At 36.2% G+C, this 25,109-nt stretch carries 24 protein-coding genes; 19 read left to right on the forward strand and 5 right to left on the reverse strand.

The features are described from left to right. The first annotated feature begins 21 nt into the window (after positions 1 to 21). Genes porK through porN form a run of 4 tightly spaced genes read left to right on the forward strand, consistent with a single transcriptional unit; the run spans position 22 to position 4,468 of the window. Positions 22 to 1,116: a T9SS ring complex lipoprotein PorK/GldK gene (porK, locus tag MM236_RS10925; RefSeq protein ID WP_241275020.1), complete on the forward strand. Its 1,095-nt coding sequence runs from the start codon at positions 22 to 24 to the stop codon at positions 1,114 to 1,116. A 49-nt stretch (positions 1,117 to 1,165) separates the two neighbouring features. Beyond that, a complete protein-coding gene (gene porL, locus MM236_RS10930) occupies positions 1,166 to 1,972 on the forward strand; it encodes a type IX secretion system motor protein PorL/GldL (RefSeq protein ID WP_241275021.1) in 807 nt (268 codons plus the stop codon). Between the two features lie 45 nt (positions 1,973 to 2,017). Next, positions 2,018 to 3,616, forward strand: coding sequence for a type IX secretion system motor protein PorM/GldM (gene porM / locus MM236_RS10935; RefSeq protein ID WP_241275022.1), 1,599 nt, complete (start codon positions 2,018 to 2,020; stop codon positions 3,614 to 3,616). Between the two features lie 39 nt (positions 3,617 to 3,655). Next, a complete protein-coding gene (porN, locus tag MM236_RS10940) occupies positions 3,656 to 4,468 on the forward strand; it encodes a type IX secretion system ring subunit PorN/GldN (RefSeq protein WP_241275023.1) in 813 nt (270 codons plus the stop codon). A gap of 40 nt (positions 4,469 to 4,508) precedes the next feature. Here the strand turns inward: porN and uvrC are convergent, their stop codons facing one another. From uvrC to porW, 3 genes are all read right to left on the reverse strand, one after another. Next, positions 4,509 to 6,314 (reverse strand): excinuclease ABC subunit UvrC, encoded by a 1,806-nt coding sequence (uvrC, locus tag MM236_RS10945; RefSeq protein ID WP_241275024.1) that lies wholly within the window; start codon positions 6,312 to 6,314, stop codon positions 4,509 to 4,511. Between the two features lie 68 nt (positions 6,315 to 6,382). Next, entirely contained in the window at positions 6,383 to 8,656 is a 2,274-nt protein-coding gene (locus MM236_RS10950) for a penicillin-binding protein 1A (RefSeq protein WP_241275025.1), read from the reverse strand. 21 nt (positions 8,657 to 8,677) lie between these two features. Further along, positions 8,678 to 11,290: a type IX secretion system periplasmic lipoprotein PorW/SprE gene (gene porW / locus MM236_RS10955; RefSeq protein WP_241275026.1), complete on the reverse strand. Its 2,613-nt coding sequence runs from the start codon at positions 11,288 to 11,290 to the stop codon at positions 8,678 to 8,680. A gap of 112 nt (positions 11,291 to 11,402) precedes the next feature. Between porW and MM236_RS10960 the strand changes: the two genes are divergently transcribed. The 13 genes from MM236_RS10960 (at position 11,403) to MM236_RS11020 (ending at position 21,642) form a co-directional block, all read left to right on the forward strand. Beyond that, positions 11,403 to 12,275: a M23 family metallopeptidase gene (locus MM236_RS10960; RefSeq protein WP_241275027.1), complete on the forward strand. Its 873-nt coding sequence runs from the start codon at positions 11,403 to 11,405 to the stop codon at positions 12,273 to 12,275. Between the two features lies 1 nt (position 12,276). Next, complete coding sequence (locus tag MM236_RS10965; RefSeq protein WP_241275028.1) at positions 12,277 to 12,702, forward strand: bactofilin family protein; 426 nt, start codon at positions 12,277 to 12,279, stop codon at positions 12,700 to 12,702. Continuing rightward, positions 12,653 to 12,922: an AtpZ/AtpI family protein gene (locus MM236_RS10970; RefSeq protein ID WP_241275029.1), complete on the forward strand. Its 270-nt coding sequence runs from the start codon at positions 12,653 to 12,655 to the stop codon at positions 12,920 to 12,922. The genes MM236_RS10965 and MM236_RS10970 overlap by 50 nt, the downstream gene beginning before the upstream one ends. Before the next feature lie 429 nt (positions 12,923 to 13,351). Beyond that, complete coding sequence (atpB, locus tag MM236_RS10975; protein WP_241275030.1) at positions 13,352 to 14,371, forward strand: F0F1 ATP synthase subunit A; 1,020 nt, start codon at positions 13,352 to 13,354, stop codon at positions 14,369 to 14,371. 40 nt (positions 14,372 to 14,411) lie between these two features. Beyond that, positions 14,412 to 14,672 carry an ATP synthase F0 subunit C gene (atpE, locus tag MM236_RS10980; protein ID WP_014771320.1) on the forward strand — a complete coding sequence of 87 codons (261 nt, stop codon included), beginning with the start codon at positions 14,412 to 14,414 and terminating at the stop codon, positions 14,670 to 14,672. An 82-nt stretch (positions 14,673 to 14,754) separates the two neighbouring features. Continuing rightward, the gene (locus tag MM236_RS10985; RefSeq protein ID WP_241275031.1) at positions 14,755 to 15,249 is read left to right on the forward strand and encodes a F0F1 ATP synthase subunit B; all 495 of its coding nucleotides are present in this window, start codon (positions 14,755 to 14,757) and stop codon (positions 15,247 to 15,249) included. A gap of 1 nt (position 15,250) precedes the next feature. Next, the gene (atpH, locus tag MM236_RS10990) at positions 15,251 to 15,811 is read left to right on the forward strand and encodes an ATP synthase F1 subunit delta (RefSeq protein ID WP_241275032.1); all 561 of its coding nucleotides are present in this window, start codon (positions 15,251 to 15,253) and stop codon (positions 15,809 to 15,811) included. Positions 15,812 to 15,843: 32 nt separating this feature from the next. Next, on the forward strand, positions 15,844 to 17,421 hold the full coding sequence (gene atpA, locus MM236_RS10995) for a F0F1 ATP synthase subunit alpha (RefSeq protein ID WP_241275033.1): 1,578 nt from the start codon (positions 15,844 to 15,846) through the stop codon (positions 17,419 to 17,421). 78 nt (positions 17,422 to 17,499) lie between these two features. Continuing rightward, positions 17,500 to 18,375, forward strand: coding sequence for an ATP synthase F1 subunit gamma (gene atpG / locus MM236_RS11000; protein ID WP_241275034.1), 876 nt, complete (start codon positions 17,500 to 17,502; stop codon positions 18,373 to 18,375). Positions 18,376 to 18,785: 410 nt separating this feature from the next. Further along, positions 18,786 to 18,995 carry a hypothetical protein gene (locus MM236_RS11005; protein ID WP_241275035.1) on the forward strand — a complete coding sequence of 70 codons (210 nt, stop codon included), beginning with the start codon at positions 18,786 to 18,788 and terminating at the stop codon, positions 18,993 to 18,995. A 60-nt stretch (positions 18,996 to 19,055) separates the two neighbouring features. Next, the gene (locus MM236_RS11010) at positions 19,056 to 20,213 is read left to right on the forward strand and encodes a DUF4221 family protein (RefSeq protein ID WP_241275036.1); all 1,158 of its coding nucleotides are present in this window, start codon (positions 19,056 to 19,058) and stop codon (positions 20,211 to 20,213) included. 80 nt (positions 20,214 to 20,293) lie between these two features. Beyond that, positions 20,294 to 20,593, forward strand: a complete 300-nt coding sequence (locus tag MM236_RS11015; protein ID WP_241275037.1) for a hypothetical protein — start codon at positions 20,294 to 20,296, stop codon at positions 20,591 to 20,593. Continuing rightward, positions 20,590 to 21,642, forward strand: coding sequence for a hypothetical protein (locus MM236_RS11020; RefSeq protein WP_241275038.1), 1,053 nt, complete (start codon positions 20,590 to 20,592; stop codon positions 21,640 to 21,642). Before MM236_RS11015 ends, MM236_RS11020 begins: the two co-directional genes overlap by 4 nt. 188 nt (positions 21,643 to 21,830) lie before the next feature. Here the strand turns inward: MM236_RS11020 and MM236_RS11025 are convergent, their stop codons facing one another. Together MM236_RS11025 and mazG are read right to left on the reverse strand one after the other, a co-directional pair. Continuing rightward, positions 21,831 to 22,424: a YceI family protein gene (locus tag MM236_RS11025; RefSeq protein ID WP_241275039.1), complete on the reverse strand. Its 594-nt coding sequence runs from the start codon at positions 22,422 to 22,424 to the stop codon at positions 21,831 to 21,833. 120 nt (positions 22,425 to 22,544) lie between these two features. Beyond that, entirely contained in the window at positions 22,545 to 23,345 is an 801-nt protein-coding gene (gene mazG / locus MM236_RS11030) for a nucleoside triphosphate pyrophosphohydrolase (protein WP_241275040.1), read from the reverse strand. A gap of 70 nt (positions 23,346 to 23,415) precedes the next feature. On the opposite strand from mazG, the gene MM236_RS11035 reads away from it, so the two are divergent. Then, on the forward strand, positions 23,416 to 23,646 hold the full coding sequence (locus MM236_RS11035) for a hypothetical protein (protein WP_241275041.1): 231 nt from the start codon (positions 23,416 to 23,418) through the stop codon (positions 23,644 to 23,646). A 61-nt stretch (positions 23,647 to 23,707) separates the two neighbouring features. Beyond that, positions 23,708 to 25,096 carry a phosphoglucosamine mutase gene (gene glmM, locus MM236_RS11040; RefSeq protein WP_241275042.1) on the forward strand — a complete coding sequence of 463 codons (1,389 nt, stop codon included), beginning with the start codon at positions 23,708 to 23,710 and terminating at the stop codon, positions 25,094 to 25,096. The last annotated feature ends 13 nt before the right edge of the window (positions 25,097 to 25,109 follow it).

The raw sequence follows: 25,109 nt of genomic DNA on the forward strand, positions 1-25,109 counted from the left end.
ATAACTTAATTAGTGTCATTGATGTATAAAAAAATGATTTCAAGGTATTTCCCTCTGATAGCGATGGTTTTAGTAGCTTCGTTCATGCAGGGTTGTGGTCTTTTTGGAAAGAAGGGATCCGCAAGTGAAAAAGACAACAGGAGAGGAGAAGTCACTGGAGTAGCTAAACGGGTGGGCTGGCAACAAAACCTTCCCGTAGATATGGTCGCGGTGAAAGCAGGTACATTTTGGATGGGGCAAGCTGATGAAGATATCGCCTCAACCCAGTCTGCATTCAATAGACAGGTGACTATTTCGGAGTTTTATATGGACAAGTATGAAGTTTCGAACAATAAATACAGACAATTTATTGAAGCTGTAAGGTTGGGAGAGTATTCCTACTCTACTCCAACCACTTTAAAAGATCCCCCACAGTTCAATTTAGATGAAGTTCTTCCGGATACTACTGTATGGTCTTCTAGTTTTTCTTATCATTATGGAGATCCTTTGATGGAATTTTATTTTGATCATCCTGCATTTGACAATTATCCAGTAGTAGGTGTAAGTTGGGAGCAAGCTAATATGTATTGCTCTTGGAGAACATACCATATGAATGCCAATGACAAATCTGAATTTGATATGCCTCCATTTAGATTGCCTACTGAAGCTGAATGGGAGTATGCAGCCAAAGGAGGAAAGGATATAGCTAAATACCCATGGGGTGGCCCTTATTTGAAAAATAAGAGAGGTTGTCTAATGGCAAATTTCAAACCAGGAAGAGGTAATTACATTGATGATGGATTCTCCTATACTGCACCAGTAGATGTATATGCCCCAAATGGATTTGGATTGTACAATATGGCAGGGAATGTTTCGGAGTGGGTTTTAGATGACTTCAGTGAAGTTGGTACAGCTTTGACTTGGGATTTGGATCCGAAGTTTACCAAAGAAGGAGAAATGAGGAAAGTAGTTCGTGGTGGATCTTGGAAAGATATTGCACATTATTTGGAGACAAGTACAAGAACATATGAATTTCAAGATGTGAAAACAGCTCACATAGGCTTCAGAACAACCATGACATTTATGGGTAGATCTGGATCAATGGATGTGGGAAACAATAGAAGAAGACAGCGATAAACAAACTCTAGATCAAAACTCAAACACCCTTTAAGACACTTTATTTACAATGGAAAAGAATAAGCAATCATTTAAGTACAAATTTTATGGCTCTATTATGCCAAAGATTTACGGTATCGGAGCAGCCGTAGTAATTCTTGGGGCTATGTTTAAAATTTTGGATTGGCCTTTCGCTAGTTTAATGATTGGTGTTGGTCTATCCACAGAAGCTGTAATCTTCTTTTTATCAGCATTCGAGCCTACACATGAAGAATTAGATTGGACTAAAGTATATCCAGAGTTGGCTGGTGATACGCCTGCCGAGAGAAGAGCTGCTGCTAAAGTAGCTGCCTCTGGACCTAGTGCGACACAACAATTAGATGAAATGCTTGCAAATGCCAAAATAGGACCTGACTTGATCGAAAGTCTTGGTAAGGGAATGCAAAATCTTGCTTCTTCTGCTGAGAAAATGGGTAAATTGTCAGATGCAGCTGTAGCAACAAATGAATATGCAGAAAATGTAAAGTCAGCTTCTAAGACTTTGGTAGATATAAACCAGTCTTACGGTAAAACTGCTGCTGCTTTGACAGAAATGTCTAATGCTTCTGCTGATGCAAAAGAATATCATAATCAGGTAGTCACAGTTACCAAAAATCTGTCAGCATTGAATAATGTTTACGAAATGGAACTTCAAGATGCCAATTCGCATGTGAAGACATTAAATAAATTCTATTCTAACATGACATCTGCCTTGGAAGGATTGAATGAAGCAGGAAAAGAAACTGAAGCTTTCAAAAATGAATTGGCAAAATTGAATGCGAATGTTAGTTCTTTGAATAAAATATATGGTGGTATGTTATCAGCCATGAAAGGTTAAGCCTTATTGAATAATAAAGTATGTTTAACCTTTTAGAGAAATAGTATGGCTGGCGGAAAAGAAACACCAAGACAGCGGATGATTGGAATGATGTACCTTGTGCTGACAGCTTTGTTGGCACTTCAGGTAAGTAATCAAATCCTTCAAAAGTTTGTATTGATCAATGATGGATTGGAAAGAACTTCCAAGAATTACATTCTGAAAAATGAATTTGCAGTTCAATCCATAGCAGGAACGGTAGAGCAACAAGGTAACAATGAAAAAGATATTCCGAAAGTTAAAGTTGCCCAAGATTTAAGAAAAAAGACAGCTGAGGTATTCAATTATCTTGAGTCAATGAAAGAAGAATTGATCACTGTTTCGAATGCAAAAGACGATCAGGGTCAATTCAAGACTTCTGCACTAAAAAATGTAGATGTTCCAGGGAATATCTTCAACAACAACCGTAAGGGGTATGAAATGCAGGAAATTTTGAATAAGTATCCTGAAGAAGTTTCGGCATTGTTGCGTGAGATTGGTATTGAAATGTCATTTCAACCGATAGCGAAGGATGCAGACCAGATAGATCTCTTCAAAAATGATCCAGATGTAAGAAGCAAGGATTTCGTCAATTTAACATTTGTAAAATCTCCTATTGGAGCAGTTTTGACATTGATTTCCCAATTTCAAAATGAAGTTTTGAATGTAGAAAGTGAATCTTTGGCAGCCATCACAAGCACTATTGGTTCTTTCTTTTATAAAGCAGATATCATAAATGCAAAAATCGCTGCGAAGTCCAATGTAGTAGCAGCGGGGACAAAATTTGAAGCAGATATGTTCTTGGCATCCAGCTCTTCTTCTGATGTTCCCCAAATGACCTATGATGGAAAAACTGTTCCTGTAGAAAATGGATTTGGTAAGATTGAGTTTACAGCTACTCCTGGACAGTATGACGACAGAGGATTGTCAAGAAGGGTAATTAAAGGAGAGATCAAAACCAATGTTGGTGGCGAAGACCAAACCTTTGATATAGAGTATGAATACTTTGTGGCTCAACCAGTCGTTAAAGTAACTTCTGAAGTTGTTAATCAGCTGTATGCAGATTGTGCCAATGATTTGTTTATAGATGTACCAGCTTTGGGCAATAGTTATTCACCTTCATTCTCAGTATCAAATGGTACTGCGATTGCGGGATCAAGACCCGGGCAAGTGACGATTATTCCTGGGGCTTCCGGAAAGACAGTCATTGGTGTTAGTAGTGGAGGAAACAAAATTGATGATGTATCATATGACATCAAGCCGGTTCCTTTGCCTACGATAGTTCCATCTACAGCTCAAGGTCCAATTGATTTGGCTCAGGGTGTTTCTCCTCTTCAGTCAATTATGATAAAAGCTGTAGCAGAACCAACTTTCGCAAGAACAATGGCTAGAGACGCAAAATTTGAAGTGACAGGTGGAGAGATAACTTTGATTAGAAGTGAAGTGCCAAGGGGTTCTGTAAATATAGCAGGAGAAACTGTTGGGATTAGAAATTTGGCTGAAACTGCAAAAGCTGGGGATAGATTGGTCATCAGAGTGACAGAGATCACAAGGACTAATTTCCAGAACAGGAAAATCAAAATGCCGCTTCCAAATCCTCAGATTGTAATTATTGCAATTAAGTAAATAATTGAATTGTCCGAGAGGACCAAAAAACATAAGCATATGATAAAGCATGCTAAAAAATTAAGTCTAATCTTATTCCTTGGGGTTTTCTTGAGCTTTGAAGGGTTTGCGCAAGTTCCAACGAGCATGAATCCATCTGGTACAGGAGATCGTCAGTTTAAGGTTGATACAGTTTATTCCATCAGACCTATTAGGGAAGATGATAAAATGTATCAAATAGCAGTGTGGAGAAGGATAGATCTGAGGGAGAAGTACAATTTGCCACTCTATGGTTCAGGAGACTCCAAAAGTAATGGAATTGTAAACAATATCTACAAAGCAGTAGTAGAAGACAATGCTTTGGAAGTGTTTGCTGATGAAGAGTTTACACAGCCACTTTCTATAGCGGAATTTCAGAATAATTTCTGGATGGCTGCCAATGGAGATAGTATCTTTGTGAAAAACCTTTATTATTTGGATTTTAGGGAAGATTTTCTTTTTGACAAACATCATTCACAGACAAAATTTGATGTGAAGTATCTCGAACTTGTAATGCCTTCGGAAACGAATTCCAATGCAGGCCAAAAGTCAGTTGCTTTCATTAGGTTCAAAGATTTTTATAATCATTTCAAAGACCATCCTGAAGCAAAATGGATAAATTTCCAAAATGCATCAAAGGAGTTGACTTATGATCAAGCATTTGATTTGAGATTATTTAGATCTGTTGTAAGAAAATATGCTAATAGAAATGATGCCTTGATCGTAGATATGGTAGATCCTTCTCACCCTAACCCAGAATTGCAGGCCTTCTTGGATGCTTTGGAGTTTGAGTACAAGCTTTTAGATTATGAAAATGCCCTATGGGAATGGTAATCCAATTTTCAAGTATATGAAAAAAAGAGCGGTTGATATATCAATCGCTCTTTTTTTGTGCCAGTGATTCTAGTAATTTTTCCGCTTTGCTTTTGCCAATTACAGCTTCGATTTCTTCCAGGGATGCATCTTGGATCTTTTTGACTGACTTGAAATGCTTCAAAAGCTTTTCAGATGTACCTGGACCGATACCTTCTATTTCTGTAAGCATAGTTCCAAATGCCTTTTTGCTTCTCATATCTCTATGGAATGTGATGGCAAATCTATGCGCTTCATCCCGAATTCGCTGCAATAGCCTGAGTGATTCTGATTTTTTATCAATGTGAATAGGGTATGAATCTTCTGGAAAATAGATTTCTTCAAGCCTTTTTGCAATACCGATGATTGGTACTTTGCCATAGATGCCCAAATTCTTTAAAGCCACTACAGACGAAGAAAGCTGCCCCTTACCACCATCGATTACAATAAGTTTTGGAAGTGGCTTGTTTTCTTCTAACAATCGCTTGTATCTACGACCTACGACCTCTGTCATAGAGGCAAAGTCATTTGGCCCTTCTACAGTTTTGATATGATAATGTCTATATTCTTTATTAGCTGGCTTTCCATTTAGAAAACAGACCATACTTGCTACAGGATTTGTACCTTGAATATTGGAATTATCAAAACACTCTATATGATCAGGCATTTCCTGCAAGGATAGATCACTCTGTAGTTGTTTGAGAACTCTGAATTTCTTATCAGCTACTTCTCCGGCATTCAATGCTTTTTCCTTTTTATAATACTTTGCATTTTTTAGCGAGAGTTCTAGCAAATGCTTTTTGTCTCCGATTTTTGGGACATGAATGTTGAGTCCTTCGTACTCTTCATCAAATTCTATGTTGACGATGATCTCTGGAGACTCACTGTTGAATTGATCTCTTAGCCTTACTATTGCAGTCAGAAGTAATTCGGGCTCCGTTTCATCAAGTTTTTTCTTCAGTTCTACTGTTTTGGTGATATTAATACTTCCATTTTTGATTTTCAGGAAATTGACATATGCGATTTTTTCATCAGTAACGATTGTGAATACATCCAAATCTTTGATGGCAGGATTTACTACCATAGATTTTGCTTGATATTTTTCCAGTAGATCTAGTTTGTCTTTATAATATTGGGCTCTTTCGAAAGCATATTTCTCTGCTGCTTCTTGCATATATTGTTTGAAATAAGCTTTTGCTACTCCAAGATTTCCTTTCAGGATATTTTTGGCTTGCTCGATATCCTTCATATATGCGGGCTCGCCCTGAAGTCCCTCGCAAGGACCTAGGCAATTGCCAATGTGATATTCCAAACAAACTTTATATTTCTGTTCAGCAATTTTGTAGGGGTTGAGATCAAGTTTACAGGTTCTGATAGTGAACAGACTTCTTATCAATTCAAGTACGTTGTTCATCGCCTTGACACTGGCAAAAGGGCCATAATAAGTACCTTTGCCAGAGATCATCTTTCTAGTGGGGTATATTTGGGGAAAGTTTTCTTTTGTGACGAGTAGATATGGATAAGTTTTGTCGTCCCTGAGCAGGATATTGTATTTCGGTTGGGTTTTTTTGATAAGGTTGTTTTCAAGCAATAGTGCATCAAACTCAGAATTGACCAAGGTGATTTCTATCTTCCTGATTTCCCTAACCATCCTTCGTGTTTTGTGGTTGACACCCGTGTTTTTAACGAAATAGCTTGATACTCTTTTCTTGAGGCTTTTGGCTTTTCCTACATAAATCAATTCTTGGTTTTCGTTATAGTATTTGTATACTCCGGGTTGATCGGGAAGTGTATTGTATTCGTCAGGTGTATAAAAAGAAGCTTCCATATATCTACAAATATAAAAAAACAGCCTTTGTCGGAGGCTGTTTTAGAACTATTAATATTTAATTAAGTTTAGAAGTCATTTTTTCGAGGATCGTAATCAAAATCACTAAATCGATTACTTTGCATTTCATATTCATCACAATTGATTTCAATACTTAATGGTCTTTCTGGCCTTGGGAATGGGCCTTTGGTAATACCAAGGGTTTCGTCGGCATATACTTTCTCCATAAATTTCACCCAAATTGGTCTTGCAGTCCTTCCTCCTTGACCATTGATCCAGCTTCTAAAGTGGATAGCGCGGTCATCACCACCTACCCAGACACCTGATACCAAATCTTTGCTCATTCCCATATACCATCCGTCAGAGGCATTCTGAGTTGTACCTGTCTTACCTCCAAGTTCATTTCCTTCTCTAAGTGCATATGGAACTCCCTGTGAAGTACCTCTAGTCTCTTCAAATCCTCCTCGAAGCATATAGACCATTAAATATGCATGTTCTTCGCTCATTGCCGACCTTTTTCTTGGAGTAAATTGCTGAAGGAGGTTTCCATTCTTATCCTCTATCCTATCAATGTAAAATGGAGTGATATGTTCACCCTTATTTACAAAAGTGCCAAATGCACCAACCATTTCAAATATAGAAACATCATTGGTTCCCAAGGCAAGCGCAGGTACTGCTTCCAAATCACTCGTTATACCCAATCTTTTTGCAGTTTCTACAACTACTTTTGGACTGAGTTTCTTCATCATATAGGCGGTGATTGAATTTATGGATTGTGCCATCGCCCTTCTTATGGTTAATTTTTCATAAGAAAATTTATTATCTGCATTCTTTGGAATCCAAGTGGGTTGTCCGGGAATGTTGATCTCTACAGGTTGATCAATGACCGAATAGCATGGGCTGTACCCATTTTCTATTGCTGCAGCGTAGACAAATGGCTTGAATGTAGATCCAGGTTGCCTTCTGCCTTGCTTAACATGGTCATATTTGAAATATTTTTGATTGATACCACCTACCCAAGCTTTGATGTGGCCATTTTCAGGATCCATTGAGATAAATCCAGTTTGAAGGTGTTTCTTATAATGCCTTAGAGAATCCATTGTGCTCATTAAGGTATCGACCTCGCCTTTTTCCCAAGAGAAAACCTTCATTCTCTTCTTTTCATTTAGTTTAATTTGAATGGAGTCCGTGTTCGTATTGTACCTTTTTACCAGGTTTCTATAAGCCTCAGTTCTCTTTACTTGCGTTTCAAGAAAATTTGAAATGACTCTTCCATTTTGATCAATCCATGGATCTCTATTTCCCATTTCTTTTTCAAATAACTCCTGAAGGCCTTTCATGTGCTCATAAACAGCCTCTTCAGCATATCTTTGCATTCTGCTGTCTATTGTTACATAGATTTTCAAGCCATCGCCATAAAGGTCATAATTAGTTCCGTCAGACTTTAGATTTTCTTTAGTCCATTTTATCAAATCTGATTTCAATACTTCTCTGAAGTACTGTGCTTGTCCCTGGTTGTGATTTTGGACATTGTAATTCAACTCAATTGGCAAAATTTTCAGTGAGTCATATTCAGCTTTACTTAGGTAGTCATACCTCTCCATTTGACTTAATACTGTATTTCTTCTTCTTAAAGAATTTTCTGGATTGAAGACAGGACTATAATAAGTAGGTGCTTTGAAAAGACCTACCAAAACAGCCGCTTCTTGAAGACTCAAATCATTTGGGGTTTTGTCAAAAAATGTTTTTGCGGCAGTTTTTATTCCATAAGCATTACTCCCAAATTCAGAAGTGTTGAGGTAGAGGGTGAGAATTTCTTCTTTTGTGTAAGATTTTTCTAACCTAGTCGCTACTATCCATTCTTTTGTTTTGATGATTAGCATTCTCAGACCAGGGATTCTGCTTAATAGACCTTGTGATTCCTTTGTTCTGGTTTTGAAGAGGTTTTTGGCAGTTTGTTGGGACAATGTACTACCACCTCCGGCACCTTGCCTGAGAATGATTGATTTGAAAAACACTCTTCCCATACTTTGAAAATCAATACCAGAATGTTCTTCGAATCGAATGTCTTCTGTAGCAATCAAAGCTTTTACCAGATTCGGTGATAAATCATTGTAAGTAACAGGACTTCTATTCTCTCTAAAATAAGTACCCAAAAGGACATTATCCGCAGAGTATAATTCTGAAGCCAATTCACTTTGAGGATTTTCCAATGCTTTGAAATCAGGCATTTCCCCAAATAAACCGAGGAAATTAGCACTAACTGCCCATACAAAAATCACAAAGCTGAAAAGACCGGCTATGAAAATCAACCAGAGGTATTTAATTATTTTTTTGGTCATTATAAGAATGAAATTGGAGGATTACTTATATTTTTCTTTGTAGAAGAGCCTGTACTCTTCTATGTTTTTTCTTTTGTTAAGCTCTTGGAAATTCCCAATGGAGATCAATAAACTTTGCTCTTTTTCTTTCTCCGTCAGGGAGTTGGATTCAAATTCCTTCAGGAATTTTGCGCTGTACTCTTTGGCTTTCTCTGCATTGTTAAATGGGCTGACAATGTAGATAGCATTTTCTTTGTTGAGGTTCATATTGCCTGTTCTCAAGCGTGAAGAAGCAAAATTTATCTTATGGAAAGCTTCAATTTCTGCCAAGAGATTTTTTGCTTCTTTTGCCTTTTCTGGCTCCAAAACTATTACAAATATATGGGTTTGGTTAGGATTCTCTTTATAAGGAGACTCTTCTTCTATAATATCTTCTTCAACTTCATCTTCTGATGATACTTGCTCGTCTTCATTTTTTGCTGCCGCAATCTTATCTTTTTCAGGGTTTTCCCCCGTGAGAGCTATTAGCATATTTCTTGCCATTTTTAGCAACTCTTCATTTTCTGTACTTTGTATATAATTTTCAAGTCTGATTTTGTACCGCTCCCGGTCATCAAGCTTACCTGAGATCATTACATCCAAAAGCAAAAGCTTGTCTGTATTTCTTGTCAATGGGTTTTCTTCCAAAGTACTTCTCAAAATTCTCCTTGCTTTGCTGTAATCTCTTTTCTGATATAGCTCATAAGCCTCTTTGTATCCATTGGAAGCTTGGAGATAAGCAAGATTGCCAGAGGCTCTTTCAGGATTGTTTACTGAAAATGTAAACGGTGATTCCGGGAATTCTCTTCTTAGTCTTTCACTATAAAGTTGAGAGTTACCATCTCTTTCTTTTTGAGCCAAATACAAAATATAATAAGCTTCTGGCTTTTTTATGGTATTTGGATAGGAAGTGATCAGATTTTCCAAGTTTTCGATACTGAATTCTGGCTCTTTGAAGTCAAAAAACAACAATTTCCCTAGTTCAAAATATGACATTTCCAACTCCATATTCAGTTTGGAAATGTCTTCTTCTGATTTTGGTATTTGGGAAAGCATACTTTCTTTGGATGGTATTTGTTCGAAAAGACTCTCTTCGGCTTCTTCAGCTTGAGGAACATTAGTTTCCTCTATCTCGCTAGACCCTGATGATGAAAAACCTTGGGAACTTCTCCGCCAATTGTCTTGAAGAGGTCTATTGCCCCAGTTTCTGAAAAAATCAATGGAGCCTTGTTGCATTGCTACAGAATTGTCAAAATAGAAGCTTTCACCTGTGCTTCTTCCCCCAAATGCCAATAAGTTGTCGAAAACCCCCGAATTTTTAGGTTTTTCTTTTGCAGCAGCTTCTTTCAAAAGCCTGTCTTCTTCATTTTTGATATATTTTTCAGCAATTAATTCTTGCTGCTCAGGACTCAATTTTGAAAGTTGGATCAAGCTATCATTTTTTGTGATAGTTTCAAAATGAATTACGTACTCGTCCAAAATCCCTTTCTTGGATTCAATTTCTGCATATGAGGGGTCAATTGGCCTGAAATGGGTCAAGGCACTATCATAGTAATATTTTGCAGATCGATAATCTTTGTCATTTTCCAAACTGATTTCGGCCAGTTTTTGATAGATGTATCCTTTTTGAATAGGATTGCTGCCTTCTTCTTTTGCAGCTCTAATAAGTAGGTTTACAGCATCTTCCCTTTCATCTTGCTTTAGTTCAAACAAAGCTCTCTCATACAAAACCACATCTCTCAAATCCTTATTCTTGCTATCTGAATACAAGTCATCATAATAATTTCTTATTTTTTTTAAATCCTTGGATTTGTCAAGTTCTGCCACCTTTTGTGCATAGAGTTGTGCAAAAAAACTTCTTTCATAAGGTGGATTTCCTTTGAGAGCTTCTTGGTAATAACTGTATGCTAATGCATCAAGACCTTCTCTTTGATATAGTTGGGCTAGGATGAAGTTGATTCTTGATTTTTCTTTTTTGTCTTTTGTGTAGGGCAGTGACTTATCCAAAGCACCTATTTTTCCTTCTATATCATCTTTTGTATGATAATAATAAGCCAGAGTTTTGAAAAGGTGAAATCTATTTTCTTTATTGATCTTTGATTCTTTAGAAAGGTAATCAATAACAAAAATGACATCATCATAATTTTTTTGATCTATAAAAATCCGCATTAACTGAATCAAAGCTCTATGCCTAAGATCTTTATCTTTACTGTTAACATTGATATATTTGAAAGTATTGATAGCATCGTCTGTATTGGCTTGATAAAAGTCTATCAAACCGATCAAAAAATAATTATCGTCTACCCATTTTGAAATCCTATGCCAGTCTATCGCTTTTGAGGAGAGCTCTCTGGCATCTTTCAAAAGTTCTTCGCTTTGATCTATGGTAGCACTATCTATCGGGTAAAAAACAGGCAACACTTGGCTGAAATCTTCTTTATGGTTCTTTTTGATGGTGTTTTCCAGTTCAGTGATTTTCTCATTGGACAGGTAATAGGCATTGTACCTTGAAGTAGTGTTGTGGTACATTCTATTTGTAAAAGTGTTTTTCTCAGATGAACAAGCCGAAAAAAGCAAGATCAAAAATATTATAAAACAAGAGTGTTTCGTTTTCATTACTGACATGAGATATACAATTGACCAAAATAACGGTTTTGCTTTAATTTATTTAACGGTATCTATTAATATTATATTTTTGAGACTTGTAAATACTTAAATCAAAAATAGATTGAGACTAAAAGATAAAATAAGAGGTTGGATAGATACTAAGTTTCTATTTGTAATTAGAAAGGAGGAAGACTTTTCAGTCATTTCTTCTTTAAGTATTACAAAGGTAAAAATAGCATTAATTATTTTTTTATTTTTATTTATCACTTTTGGATTGTCGCTTTTTGCTTCAAGGACATTTTTGAAAGCTTGGTTTGATCCCGAATACCTTGAAAATGAAAATATGGCCAAGATTGTAGAACTCTCTGACATGGTAGATTCACTTATGGTGGATTTGAAGCAAAAGGACTTGTACGTAAGAAATATCCAAAACATAATCTCTGGAGGAGGCGATGGGTCTGCTATCGTACAAGATTCTATAAATGTGGATAAGTTTGCAGCATCGGAGAATAATATTGATTTATTCAGCAAAAGTGAATCTACCAAAGCTATCGAAATGGAGTTTAAAGGTGTACCGCTTGATTTTTCTTCCCCACAAAGATACGTGCCAAATACATTTACAGAAACTTACTTTTTCCCACCCATAAAAGGTGTGGTTGTTGCGAGCTTTGATCCTCAAATAGATCATTTTGGTGTAGATATAGTGGCAAGTGAAAATGAACCAGTCAAAGCGATTGCCGCTGGTACTGTGATTATTTCTGCCTGGACATTGGAGACAGGTTATGTCATTGGTATTCAGCATTCGAATGAATTAATTTCATTTTACAAACATAATTCAGTATTATTGAAATCTGTAGGAGATATCATCAGAGGAGGTGAGATCATCTCGATCATCGGAAATACAGGGGAACTCACTACAGGGCAGCATTTACATTTCGAGCTATGGTACAGAGGTAGCCCGCTTGATCCTCAAGAATTCATTACATTCAACTAGTATGTTCAACAAGCAAAACGAAAAAAAATCCGTTGCTGAAATGGTAAACTCCAGCAACGTGATTTCCAAAGAGACGTCTATTAAAGGAGACATCAAAGCTCAGGGAAATATCAGGGTAGAAGGAAGAGTAGAAGGGACATTGGATTCAAAAAATAAAATAGTGATAGGAGAGTCTGCTTTGGTGATTGGACAGCTGAATGCAGAGGAAGCGGAGATTTCCGGGAAAGTTGAAGGAGAAGTACGTTGTGCAGGAGTATTGTTTTTGAAAAAATCAGCAATTATCACTGGTAATATATATACACAGAAGTTAGTTGTTGAATCTGGGGCTAAGTTTAATGGCAAATGTCAAATGGGAGATTTCACTCCCAATGAACTAAATGGGGAAACAAAACTTGAAGAATCAAAAAAAGAATTCGTCACAGGATAATTTTCCAGTGTATGTAAAGTATATTGGATTATCCTTCCAGCTTTTTGCCATAATTGGCCTTGGGACGTGGTTGGGGTGGGTAATTCAGCAAAAAAGTGAGATGAAATTTCCTGTTTGGCTTTTGGTTTTTTGTTTTCTTTCAATCATTCTTGCTTTTTACCAACTTTTTCAATCACTTAAAAATGACGAGAAGATAGAAGAAAAGAATAAAAATTCTTAATTTTGCGCCCTCGTAAAGATATCATGTCAAGCATAAAAATATTTACATTAAGGATTTTGGCACTGACCCTCATTTTGGCAGGTATCATCTATGTCTTTCAAAATCACCTCCAACCAAATTGGATTCATGATTCTATCTGGAAGATCCTTTCTTTTTTTGCTTTACTGACTTGGCTTACAGGAACCTTTGTACATTACCTGACAAGGTTGAGCAAAGAAAATTCTTCAAATATACTTCTTGGGGCTACTGCTTTGAGATTTTTGGCGAGTTTGGGCTTCATTGTAATCTATCTACTATTGGACGTTGAGAATATAATTCTGTTCGTCGCTAATTTCTTTGTCATTTATTTGTTCTATTTAATATTTGATATATACGGGTTAATAGCTAATTTGCGCCCGAATTCAAAATAGGTCATAAAAATTCGATTTGATGTTCCGTAAGTTTGTTTGCCTAAGTGTTTTATTTACAGCTGCTTTGCTGACGTTTTCAACACCCACTTTTGCTAGTGGTGGTGATGAAGATAAGACTGGATTTATTATGCATCACATTAAAGATTCCCATGAATGGCATTTTGCTACCTTTGGGCATACTCATGTGACGCTTCCATTGCCAGTAATTATTTATTCTGCTGACCGCGGCTTAGATGTTTTCATGTCTTCTGACTTTCAGGACCATGATACGCACAAGTTTGGAGAGGCTTACGGTACAGAAGGTTTCTATATCGATGAGCATGATCATTTGCAGAGAGCTGATGGAGCAAGCTTCACAGATCTTTCGATAACAAAAAATGTAGCAATGCTGTTTTTGGTGATCTTGGTGATGGGATACCTTGTCTTATCTGCTGCAAGTCATTACAAAAAGCATGGCGTAAAGTCTCCCAAAGGAATCGCTTCATTTATCGAACCGATTGTGATTTTTGTGAGAGATGAAATTGCCCACAAAGCAATTGGTCCTAAATACAAAAAATTTGTTCCTTATCTCCTTACGCTATTCTTCTTTATTTGGATAGGCAACTTGATGGGTTTGATGCCAGGAGCAGCCAACCTCACGGGAAATATTGCTGTGACTGCAACTCTAGCTGTTTTGACTTTTATTTTGGTAAATGTCAACGGGAATAAAGAATATTGGAAGCACGTATTTATGACTCCTGGAGTTCCGATTCCATTGTTGTTGGTTATTGTGCCGGTAGAGATTATTGGTTTGTTCACCAAGCCTTTTGCCTTGATGGTCCGTCTCTTTGTAGCGATCACAGCAGGTCACATTGTGATTTTGGCCTTTATTGCTTTGGTTTTCATATTTGAGTCTTATGCTATTGGGGTAGTAAGTACCTTGATGGTGACTTTCTTGAATGTTATCGAATTGTTGGTAGCAACGATTCAGGCTTATGTATTTACACTCTTCACAGCGATGTATATCGGTGGAGCAGTAGCAGAGCATGAGCATCATTAATTTGGAATTTCTTTGTTCAATTTATAAATAATACACACGTATGTTAACTTCATTATTATTGTCTGCTGGATTAGCACTTATGGGTGCAGGTATCGGTGCTGGAATTGTAGCGATAGGCGCAGGTCTAGGTATCGGTAGAATTGGTGGTCAGGCTATGGAATCTATTGCTCGTCAGCCTGAGGCTGCTGGTAAAGTTCAGACTGCCATGTTGATCATTGCAGCTCTTATTGAGGTAGTATCCCTGTTTGCAGTAGTAGTTTGTCTACTTATTGCTTTGAACGCAGGTGGTCTTACTTTCTAAGAACAACAGAAAAAAGGGATTGGCGTTAGGCCAATCCCTTCTCTTGATTTGAACAAAATTGAAATTATAACTCTCATATTACATGGATCTTATACTACCTAGTTCGGGGCTTATCATTTGGCAACTAATCGGTTTCCTAGCCTTGTTATTTATTTTGATGAAGTTTGCTTGGAAGCCTATCCTTGAAACTTTGGAAGAAAGAGAATCAAGCATTGACAATGCATTGAAAGCAGCTGAACAAGCGAAAGCTGAAATGGCTAACTTGAAATCTGAAAACGAAAAATTGCTCCAAGAAGCAAGAATCGAAAGAGATAACATTTTGAAAACTGCCAACGAAGCTTCTGTCAAAATGATTGAAGATGCAAAGCAGGCGGCCATCTCTGAAGGAGCTAAAATGATTGAGAATGCGAAGGCTGTAATAGAAAATGAGAAAAAAGCGGCATTGACTGAAGTGAAAAATCATGTTGCTCAGCTTACATTGGAAGTTACAGGTAAATTATTAAGAAAAAATCTTTCATCCCAAGCAGCTCAACAGGAGTTGGTAGAAGGAATGGTAAAAGATATTAACTTGAACTAAGATGTCTGAATTTAGAGTTTCCACCAGATACGCAAAATCACTTCTAGAGCTAGCCATTGAAAAGGGTGCGCTTGAAGAAGTACTAGCTGACATGAAGCAATTGACAGCGGTAGCAGCTGCAAACCGTGATTTTGCTTTGAGTCTAAAAAGCCCAATCGTCAATTTTGACAAGAAATTGAAAGTATTGAATGCATTGTTTGCAAGTACTGCAAATAAAATGACAATGGCATTCTATGGTATTGTAGCTAGAAAAAACAGAGCGGATCTTTTGGTGGACATCGCTAGAGAATTTCAAAAACAATATAATAGTCATAAAGGAATACAAGTAGCAGATTTGACTACTACTTTCCCAATCACCGAAGACCTTAGAAGTAAGTTTGTCGGTATTGTGAAAGAAATATCCGGACTTGACAAAATTGAATTGGTAGAGAAAATTGATACTAATATCATCGGAGGGTTTGTATTGAAAGTAAATGACAGACAATTGGATGAGTCGCTAAGTAGCAAGTTGAAAGCACTTCGCTTGGAATTTTCTCACAATCATTACGAGAGTAAAATATAAATCATAGCAATAACATTTAATCATATTCGATAATGGCAGAAGTAAGACCTGACGAAGTTTCGGCAATATTGAGAGAACAACTCTCTGGTGTCAGAACTGAGGCTGAATTGGAAGAAGTGGGTACCGTCCTTCAAGTAGGTGATGGTGTAGCCCGTATCTATGGACTTTCTAAAGCTCAGGCTGGTGAATTGTTAGAGTTTGAAAACGGACTCAAAGCAATGGTGCTTAACCTGGAAGAAGATAACGTCGGTGCCGTATTATTCGGTGACTCGAAAGAGGTAAAAGAAGGTGATACTGTAAAGAGAACCAAGAAAATTGCTTCTATCAATGTTGGCGAGGGTATGCTTGGCCGTGTTGTGGATACTTTGGGTAACCCAATCGATGGTAAAGGACCTTTGGCAGGTGAACTTTATGATATGCCTTTGGAAAGAAAAGCTCCAGGTGTAATCTACAGACAGCCAGTTACAGAGCCGCTTCAGACAGGTATCAAATCAATTGATGCGATGATTCCAATCGGAAGAGGTCAGCGTGAATTGGTAATTGGTGACCGTCAGACAGGTAAAACGGCAGTTGTTATCGATACGATATTGAACCAAAAAGAATTTTACGATAGAGGCGAACCTGTTTTCTGTATTTATGTAGCTATCGGTCAGAAGGCTTCTACTGTTGCTGGTGTTGTTGCTGCTTTGGAAAAAGGTGGAGCACTTCCATACACTGTAGTAGTATCTGCTTCTGCTGCTGATCCAGCGCCTATGCAGTTCTTTGCTCCATTTACTGGTGCTGCAATCGGTGAATTCTTCCGTGATACAGGAAGACCAGCATTGGTTGTTTATGATGATTTGTCTAAGCAAGCAGTAGCATACCGTGAAGTTTCCTTACTATTGAGAAGACCTCCGGGACGTGAAGCATATCCTGGTGATGTATTCTACCTTCATTCAAGATTGTTGGAAAGAGCTGCGAAAATCAACGCTTCTGACAAAATCGCAAAGGAGATGAACGATTTGCCTGATTCTATCAAGCATTTGGTAAAAGGTGGCGGATCTTTGACTGCACTTCCGATTATCGAGACACAAGCATCTGATGTTTCTGCATATATTCCAACAAACGTGATCTCTATTACAGATGGTCAGATTTTCTTGGAGACGAACCTTTTCAACTCAGGTATCAGACCTGCGATCAACGTAGGTATTTCTGTATCTAGGGTAGGTGGATCTGCTCAGATCAAATCAATGAAGAAAGTGGCAGGTACTTTGAAATTGGATCAAGCGCAATTCCGTGAATTGGAAGCTTTCTCTAAATTCGGTTCTGACCTTGATGCATCTACAAAAAGAACTATCGAAAGAGGTAGAAGAAACCAAGAAATATTGAAGCAAGCTCAGTATGCCCCAGTAGCAGTTGAGAATCAGGTAGCGATTATCTACGCTTCTACAAAAGGTTTGATGGACAATGTTCCTGTAGAAAAAGCAAGACAATTCGAAAAGGAATTCTATTTACTATTGGCTGCTAGTTATCCTGAAGCTTTGGTTGCGATCAAAAAAGGTGACATCGATACAGCAGGTAAGTTGTTGGAAGCAGCTGCTAAAGAGTTGTCTCCAAAATACGCTAAGTAATTAATCGATCAAAACATACTTGGAAAGGGATTTTCAAGTATGTTTTTATAAAAATACCTCTCCATATCACAATAATATATGGCTAATTTAAAGGAAGTAAAGGAAAGAATCAATTCGGTAGTCTCTACGCAGCAGATTACAAAAGCCATGAAAATGGTGGCTGCGGCAAAATTGAGAAGAGCTCAGGACAAAATCACGCAGATGCGTCCATATTCTCAAAAACTGACTGTTATCCTGAATAATGTTTCTGCTGCAAGTGACGGACAAGCTGATATTGTTTTTGCTGAAAAACGCGAAATCAATAATGTGCTTGTAATTCCTATCACTTCAGACAAGGGACTTTGTGGCGCTTTCAATACGAATGTTTTAAAAGCTTCAAGCTTTGCAGTCAATAATCAGTTTGCTGATAAAAATATCACAATCCTTCCTTTAGGAAAAAAAGCATTTGAATTTTTCAAGAAAAGAGGATACAATGTAATTGATACCTACTATCAGGTGTTTTCAGATGTGTCTTTTGAGAATGTGAAGCTGGCGGCTGAATTTGCAATGGCTGAATTTGCAGAAGGAAATTACGACAAAGTTGTACTGGTATACAACCACTTCAAGAATGTGGCAACACAGGAAGTAATTACAGAAAATTTCTTGCCAATGATCTCCGAGAGTGAAGGTTTGGACACAAAGGGTCCTGATACAGACTATATCCTTGAGCCTTCAAGAGAGTATATTATAGAGGAGCTTGTACCTACTTCATTGAAGATCCAATTCTTTAAAGCGGTATTGGAAAGCAATGCATCTGAACATGGTGCTCGAATGACAGCTATGGACAAAGCAACAGAAAATGCTGGTGAGTTGTTGAAGGAATTGAGATTGATGTATAACAGAACCCGTCAAGCTGCTATTACCAACGAAATCCTTGAGATTGTAGCTGGAGCAAATGCACTGGGAGGGAAGTAATTTTAGAATTAAGATCTAAGATTTTAGATTTACAGATATAAAAAACCACAAGCTGAGAAGTTTGTGGTTTTTTTGTGGATTGCCTCCTGCTTTAGCTTGAGGATAAAGATCAAATTCAGGCTTTAGCCAAGAACAACAACTGATTATTTTGAAGACCATGTTCTTATTAGGATGCACTTAAAATAATTTAAGTATTATATTTAGAGCTGCTGTTGATGCTTAGTTGTATTGTGTTTGGCCATATTATCCAAATGATAATTGACCTAATTGCATAAGTCTAGCTAGAAAAAATTTAATAATTTTTGAACTAAAAATTTGTTTCTTTCTTTCTTTCTTTCTTGTAAACAGCTTTAATAGTGCACGTATTTTTAGAGTGATGTAAAATTATACTTTAATTAAAACAAAAAATTATGAAATCTTTAAAAATTTTCATGAGTTGTTTTGCAGTTTGCTTAATGACTTTGGGATCGTTTTCCCCTGTTGTTTATGCTGCATGTACAGATCCAATAACACAAGAAGAAGAAGTTTATGAAGATGAAGATGGAAATCTTTATGCGTTATCAAAACGTGTTGATGAAACTTCTTGTTCAGGTTGCGGTGACTGTGTAGTTCCATATTAATTAAAATAAATTTCGGCTCTATCCATAAATATCTGGATAGAGCTTTTTTAAAAAATATTTATGAAAAATTTATTACCATTACTCTTTCTTCTTTTTTCTATAATTTCATGTCAAACTGATAAACCAAATGATTATTTGATTTTTAATGATTTTTTAACTAATCAAGTTTCTTTAAGTTTAGATGATTCTACATCCTTAGATTTTTTTTTCATCTATACGTACTCTGATTCTAGTAAAAATTTCTTTTTATCCCTAAATCCAATAACTAATTCTGTAGATAAGTACTCTTTGGAGTCATGTGAATTAGTGAAAAGAATAAGTGTGCCCATAGATGGTCCTGAAGGAATTAATGGGATTTTACAAGGATTTACTTATCACAATTCAGATTCAATTTTTTTGTATATAAAAGGAAAAGTTAACGGTGGAATTATAATCAATGATGAAGGGAAGTTTATTGATAGATTACGCCATAGGGATGTTGATTCAGAGGCAAGAACTCTAATTAATCATACTTCAACTGGAAGTAACCCGACAATAAAAATAAATGACAAACTTTATTTTATGCGATATCCTCTTTTTGATACTTATAATCCTTCAAATATAAACGACCAATATCCACTATCTCTGAGCTATGATTTAACAAAAAAGGAACTTGAATTTGATTCTTTGATAACTTATCCTACTTTCTATCAAAATGAAATTTGGTCTATCTTTGATCTTACATATTCTAGAACTTTTAACGAAAAGAAGCAAACTGTAATCTCATGGCCATTATTAGATTATTTGCTCATATATGATTTACAAAATGGTAAAATGTCTAAAAAATCCGCAAAGAGTATTTTGGATAAAGAAATTTCAAAACCTTACCCGGGGACTCCTAGAGCAGATCAACCAGATAATACCACTTTATCAGGACTAAGATACAGAACGATCATATATGATCCCTGGAAGAGTCTTTATTATAGGATAGCAGTCCTACCCTTAAGTGATGTTGATGGGAAACAATATTTTCCCAACAGTTATGAGCAAGAGTTTTCTATATTAGTTTTAGACCAAGATTTTAATTTATTGAAAGAAGTGTTTTTTCCCGGAAAAGTTTATAATCATTTTAATATTTCAGTTAATAGGAAAGGACTTTTACTTATGAAAAATAATCAGTTTGATCAAACTCTCAATGAAGACTCGTTAAGAATTGATATTTTTGACTTAAGTTTATGAAATATATATATTATTTTATCGTAATCTCTCTACTCTTTTTTCAGTGTTCGAAAAAGGACAATAGTCTCAAAGGAAGACTTATGGAATACAAAAGTTTATTTAAAATTCAAAACGATAACCTTTTGATAATAAGTATGGATGATTGTAGTTCTTGTAGTTCTTATTATAAAGAACAGGCGAAAAATTTCCAAGAAAGTGGAGGAGCTGTAATTGTGGTTTCGAAATTTAAGAAAAAGGCAAATGGATTTTTAAATTTAAAAACGAAAAACACATTTCATGATTCGCTTCATTTTTCAAAAAAATTAAATCTTGAAGCAGGTTTACCTGTAATTTATCATATTCATAAGTCCGGTAAAATCGATTCCTTAAGATTAAAATGATAAGAAAAGTTGTATTAGTAATATTTATTATATCAAATTTTTCTTGTTCAAATAAAGACGGTGAAATATTAATTCCTATCCTGGAAAAAAAGAAAACTTGGTTGAAGTTGACCATTGATAAACAATCTACTCTGTACCAACCCAACACAAATATTTTGAAATGGGAATTTGATGGGAAAAATATCTATTTGATCACTAATAAAAATGAATTTCTTCAGTTTGATTCATTAGGTAATATTATGACTAGAGAGGTAATTTCAAGGGTTAATTTAGATATTCAAAAAAAACCTGCTAATTATCCTCAAGGGATGTTAAGTGATTTCTGGGTTCAAAACGATCAATATGGATTTCTATTATTGGGTAAGAACCAGCTAAAATTGTTTGATGAAAATTTCGAAGAAAAAAAACATTATGAATTAAACGAATTATTTGAAAGTAATTTTTTGAATTTTTATTTCCTTTTCCAAATATCGAAAAATGAAATTCTGATAATCAAAAGAAGTGATGGTAAACAGAATTGGAATTTTAATGTGCTTGAATTCTCCTCCGGAGATTTTATAACTTCATTTGAAGTGAATTTTCCAGTGCCTATCAATAAATTAGTGTTTAGTCAATTTGACAATAAATTGCTTCTAGGCGATTCTAAAGCAGATTTTTTAGCAACATATGATATTGAGGCGGGTTTACTAGAAGAAAAAGATCTTTTTCAAAGAATAGATACCTTAGGTATTAATCAAACACTGTTTAATGAATTATTTCCAAAGGGATTTCAAAATGGACTTAGGGATTCCGGTTTTATAAAATCTCTTTACTTTGAAAAGGAAACCAAATTTTTAATACTTAATATGAATTTAAAAAAAAGGTATGAGGGTTTAGCAGATCCATATTATCTGTTAACAGTAACAGACAACTCTTTGTCGCTGAAACAATTTAAAGATATTGATTATGTGGATTTTGACAATCGGGGCAATTTAAAGTTTGTAAAATCAGTAGATGGGGATATCCAATTATTTATTTTGCCTATATCTGAATACATATTTGATTTTTAAAAATATTAAATGATTTTTTCAAGGTTTAAACTAGTTTGAAAAGATTGAGAATTTTAGGACTTGATTTTGAAACAAAATGTTTTTTATTCAAAAAAAGCCGTCTTTTCCAGACAGCTTTTTTATAATTTGAATCTCTGTCAAAAGGTCATTAAATATTAAAGGAGCTTTATTTTCCAATATCAATTCCCCTACTTCATCCCTACTAACTTTACAACTAAAGTCACTTCGTCATAGATCATTTTATCTGCAAGGTTTTCAAAGTAATTGCCGGATCTGTATTTGATGTCATACTTTGTTCTGTCAAAAGTTATCTTACCTGTAGCAGTCACTTTGTTTCCTGCTTCTGTTACTTGCGCTGGAAATGTAACTGGGCTACTGATTCCTTTGATGACCAAATCACCTGTGATTTGAAAATCTTTACCATTACTGGAAGTAGCTTCTGTGATTTTAAAAGTTGATTTATTGTGTTTTTCTACCGAAAAGAAATCATCGGATTTCAAATGGTTTACCAATCTTTGGTTTGAGTTGGCATCCTTAATGTCCTCTACGGTAATACTTGTCATGTCGATTTCAAAAGAGCCTCCTAAGATTTTGCCGCTCTCATAATCTAGGTTAGCATCAGAAATATTTACTTTCCCAAAATGCTCCCCAGTAACTTTGCTGGCCTTCCAGCTGACCGTACTTTCTGTTTTGTTGACTGCAACTTTTTCAATTTCTGTGTTGGAAAATAGAATGCTGGAAAATAGTCCCAAAGAAAGGGCTAATGATGTGATTAATTTCATGTTTTATGATTGGTTTAAAATATTCTCCTTAGACATTTGAAAAGGGAATTGGTTTAATTTGGTTGGTTCAAAATACTTGAAGATTTATCAAATAAGGACTAGCGTGTTGAATTTAATCAATCACCTCCTTTTTGCTTCTTCCCAATAGACATCCATCTCTGCCAAAGTCATGTCCTCAATCTTTTTACCAGAATTTTTCGCTGCATTTTCCAAATATTGAAAACGTTTGATGAATTTGATATTGGTTTTTTCCAAAGCCTCTTCAGGATTGATTTCAATGAATCTCGCATAATTGATCAATGAAAACAGTAAATCGCCAAACTCTCCTGTAGCTTTTTCCCGATCTATCTCCTGCTCATCAGATACATTGAACTCAGCTTTGAATTCCTGCATTTCTTCTTCCACTTTTTCCCAAACCTGATTCTTCTCTTCCCAATCGAATCCAACTCCCCTAGCTTTTTCCTGAATCCGCATGGCTTTGATCAGCGCTGGTAGGGATTTTGGCACTCCTCCCAAAACAGAGGTATTGCCTTTCTCCTTCAATTTGATTTTTTCCCAATTCTGTTTTACAGCCTCTTCATCATCGGCAATCGTATCACTATAGATATGGGGATGCCTTCTGATCAGTTTTTCACAAAGACTATCTATGACTGTGCTGATATCGAAGGATTTTTTTTCAGAGCCTATTTTTGCATAAAAAACAATATGTAGAAGAATGTCACCAAGTTCTTTTTTGATTTCATCCATATCATTCTCAAGAATCGCATCAGAAAGCTCAAAAGTTTCCTCTATGGTCAGATGTCTTAGACTTTCAATAGTTTGCTTTTTGTCCCAAGGGCATTGCTCACGCAGTTCATCCATGATGGTCAATAAGCGATCGAAAGCTTCAAGCTGTTGTTTTCTATTAGATAATTCAGACATATGAGGGAAACTAATTGGAAAGTATGGGGGTTTTGAAAGTATTGCGTAAATTTGTAAAAATTAATTCTATATGGCAACTCTATATTTGACATTGGCATTTGTGGCACTGTTTTTCATCATGATGTCAGTCAGGCTAATTTTCTTAAAAAACGGGGAATTCAAAGGTACATGTGCCTCTCAAAACCCTTACCTTAATAAAGATGGTGGAACCTGTAGTTATTGTGGTAAGACAGTAGATGCTGACAGTAGCTGCGGGAATCCAGATAACGAAGTTGACAAAGTCTTGGCAAAATTCAAATAGTAAGTATTTCACCCATCCAGTTTGCTGGGTTTTTTCACATTATCACCTAAAACATTTTCAATTGGCTTTAATTAAATCGATTTCAGGCATTCGTGGCACCATTGGTGGCAAACCTGGCGAGGGGTTGACCCCCCTAGATGTAGTAAAATTTGCAGCGGCATATGGTTCTTGGGTAGTCCAAAAAACCAATAATCCAAAAATTGTAATCGGTAGGGATGCTAGAATTTCTGGTGAGATGGTATCAAAACTGGTTTCAGCTACACTACAAGGATTAGGTATAGACGTGATTGATTTGGGATTGAGTACTACTCCGACGGTGGAGCTTGCAGTCCCATTGGAAAAAGCAGGAGGAGGGATAATCCTCACAGCAAGTCACAATCCTATGCAATGGAATGCGCTTAAGCTATTGAATGACAAGGGGGAGTTTATCTCAGATGCAGAAGGTAAAGATATTCTGGTCAAAGCAGATCAAGATGATTATCATTTTGCCGAAGTAAAAAAACTTGGTTCTTACTCAACCATCAATGACTATATTGATAGACATGTAGAGCATGTCCTAGGATTGAACCTTGTGGACGTTGAAGCTATCAAAGCAAGAAATTTCAAGGTAGTAATTGATTGTGTTAATTCTACAGGTGGTATTGCATTGCCGAAATTGTTACGTGCATTGGGAGTAGAGCATATCGAAGAAATGTTCTGTACTCCTGACGGGCATTTTCCACACAATCCAGAGCCATTGCCTGAAAACCTTAGGGATATTTCAGAGAAATTGAAGAAAGGGAAATTTGATCTTGGAATCGTAGTAGATCCAGATGTAGATAGATTGTGTTTCATGAATGAAGACGGTTCTCCATTTGGTGAAGAATATACTTTGGTAGCGGTAGCAGACTATGTGCTTTCACAAACTCCAGGCAATACAGTTTCAAACTTGAGCTCCACAAGAGCATTGAGAGACGTGACAGAGAAACGAGGTGGTGTCTATCAAGCCGCTGCTGTAGGAGAGGTGAATGTGGTGAACAAAATGAAAGAGACTAATGCAGTGATCGGTGGAGAAGGAAATGGAGGGGTGATTTATCCTGAGTCTCATTATGGTCGAGATGCTTTGGTTGGTATTGGTTTGTTTTTGACCCATTTGGCAAAATTTGGAAAATCCATATCAAGGCTAAGAGCGACCTATCCGGGTTATCATATTTCCAAAAATAAAATAGAACTGACCCCTGAGATTGATGTTGATGCTGTATTGGAAGCAATCAAAAAGAAGTATTCCAAGCAACCTATCAATGACATCGATGGCGTAAAGATAGAATTCGATAAAGAATGGGTTCATTTGAGGAAATCAAATACTGAACCGATTATCAGAATTTACTCTGAATCAGAAAGCCAAGCTACAGCAGAGCATTTGGCAAAGAAAATCATGCAAGATATCAAAGAAGTGGTGACAGCTTCTTGAATATAAAGATCAC

It is taken from the genome of Belliella calami, from assembly GCF_022549695.1.
GTDB lineage: Bacteria > Bacteroidota > Bacteroidia > Cytophagales > Cyclobacteriaceae > Belliella > Belliella calami.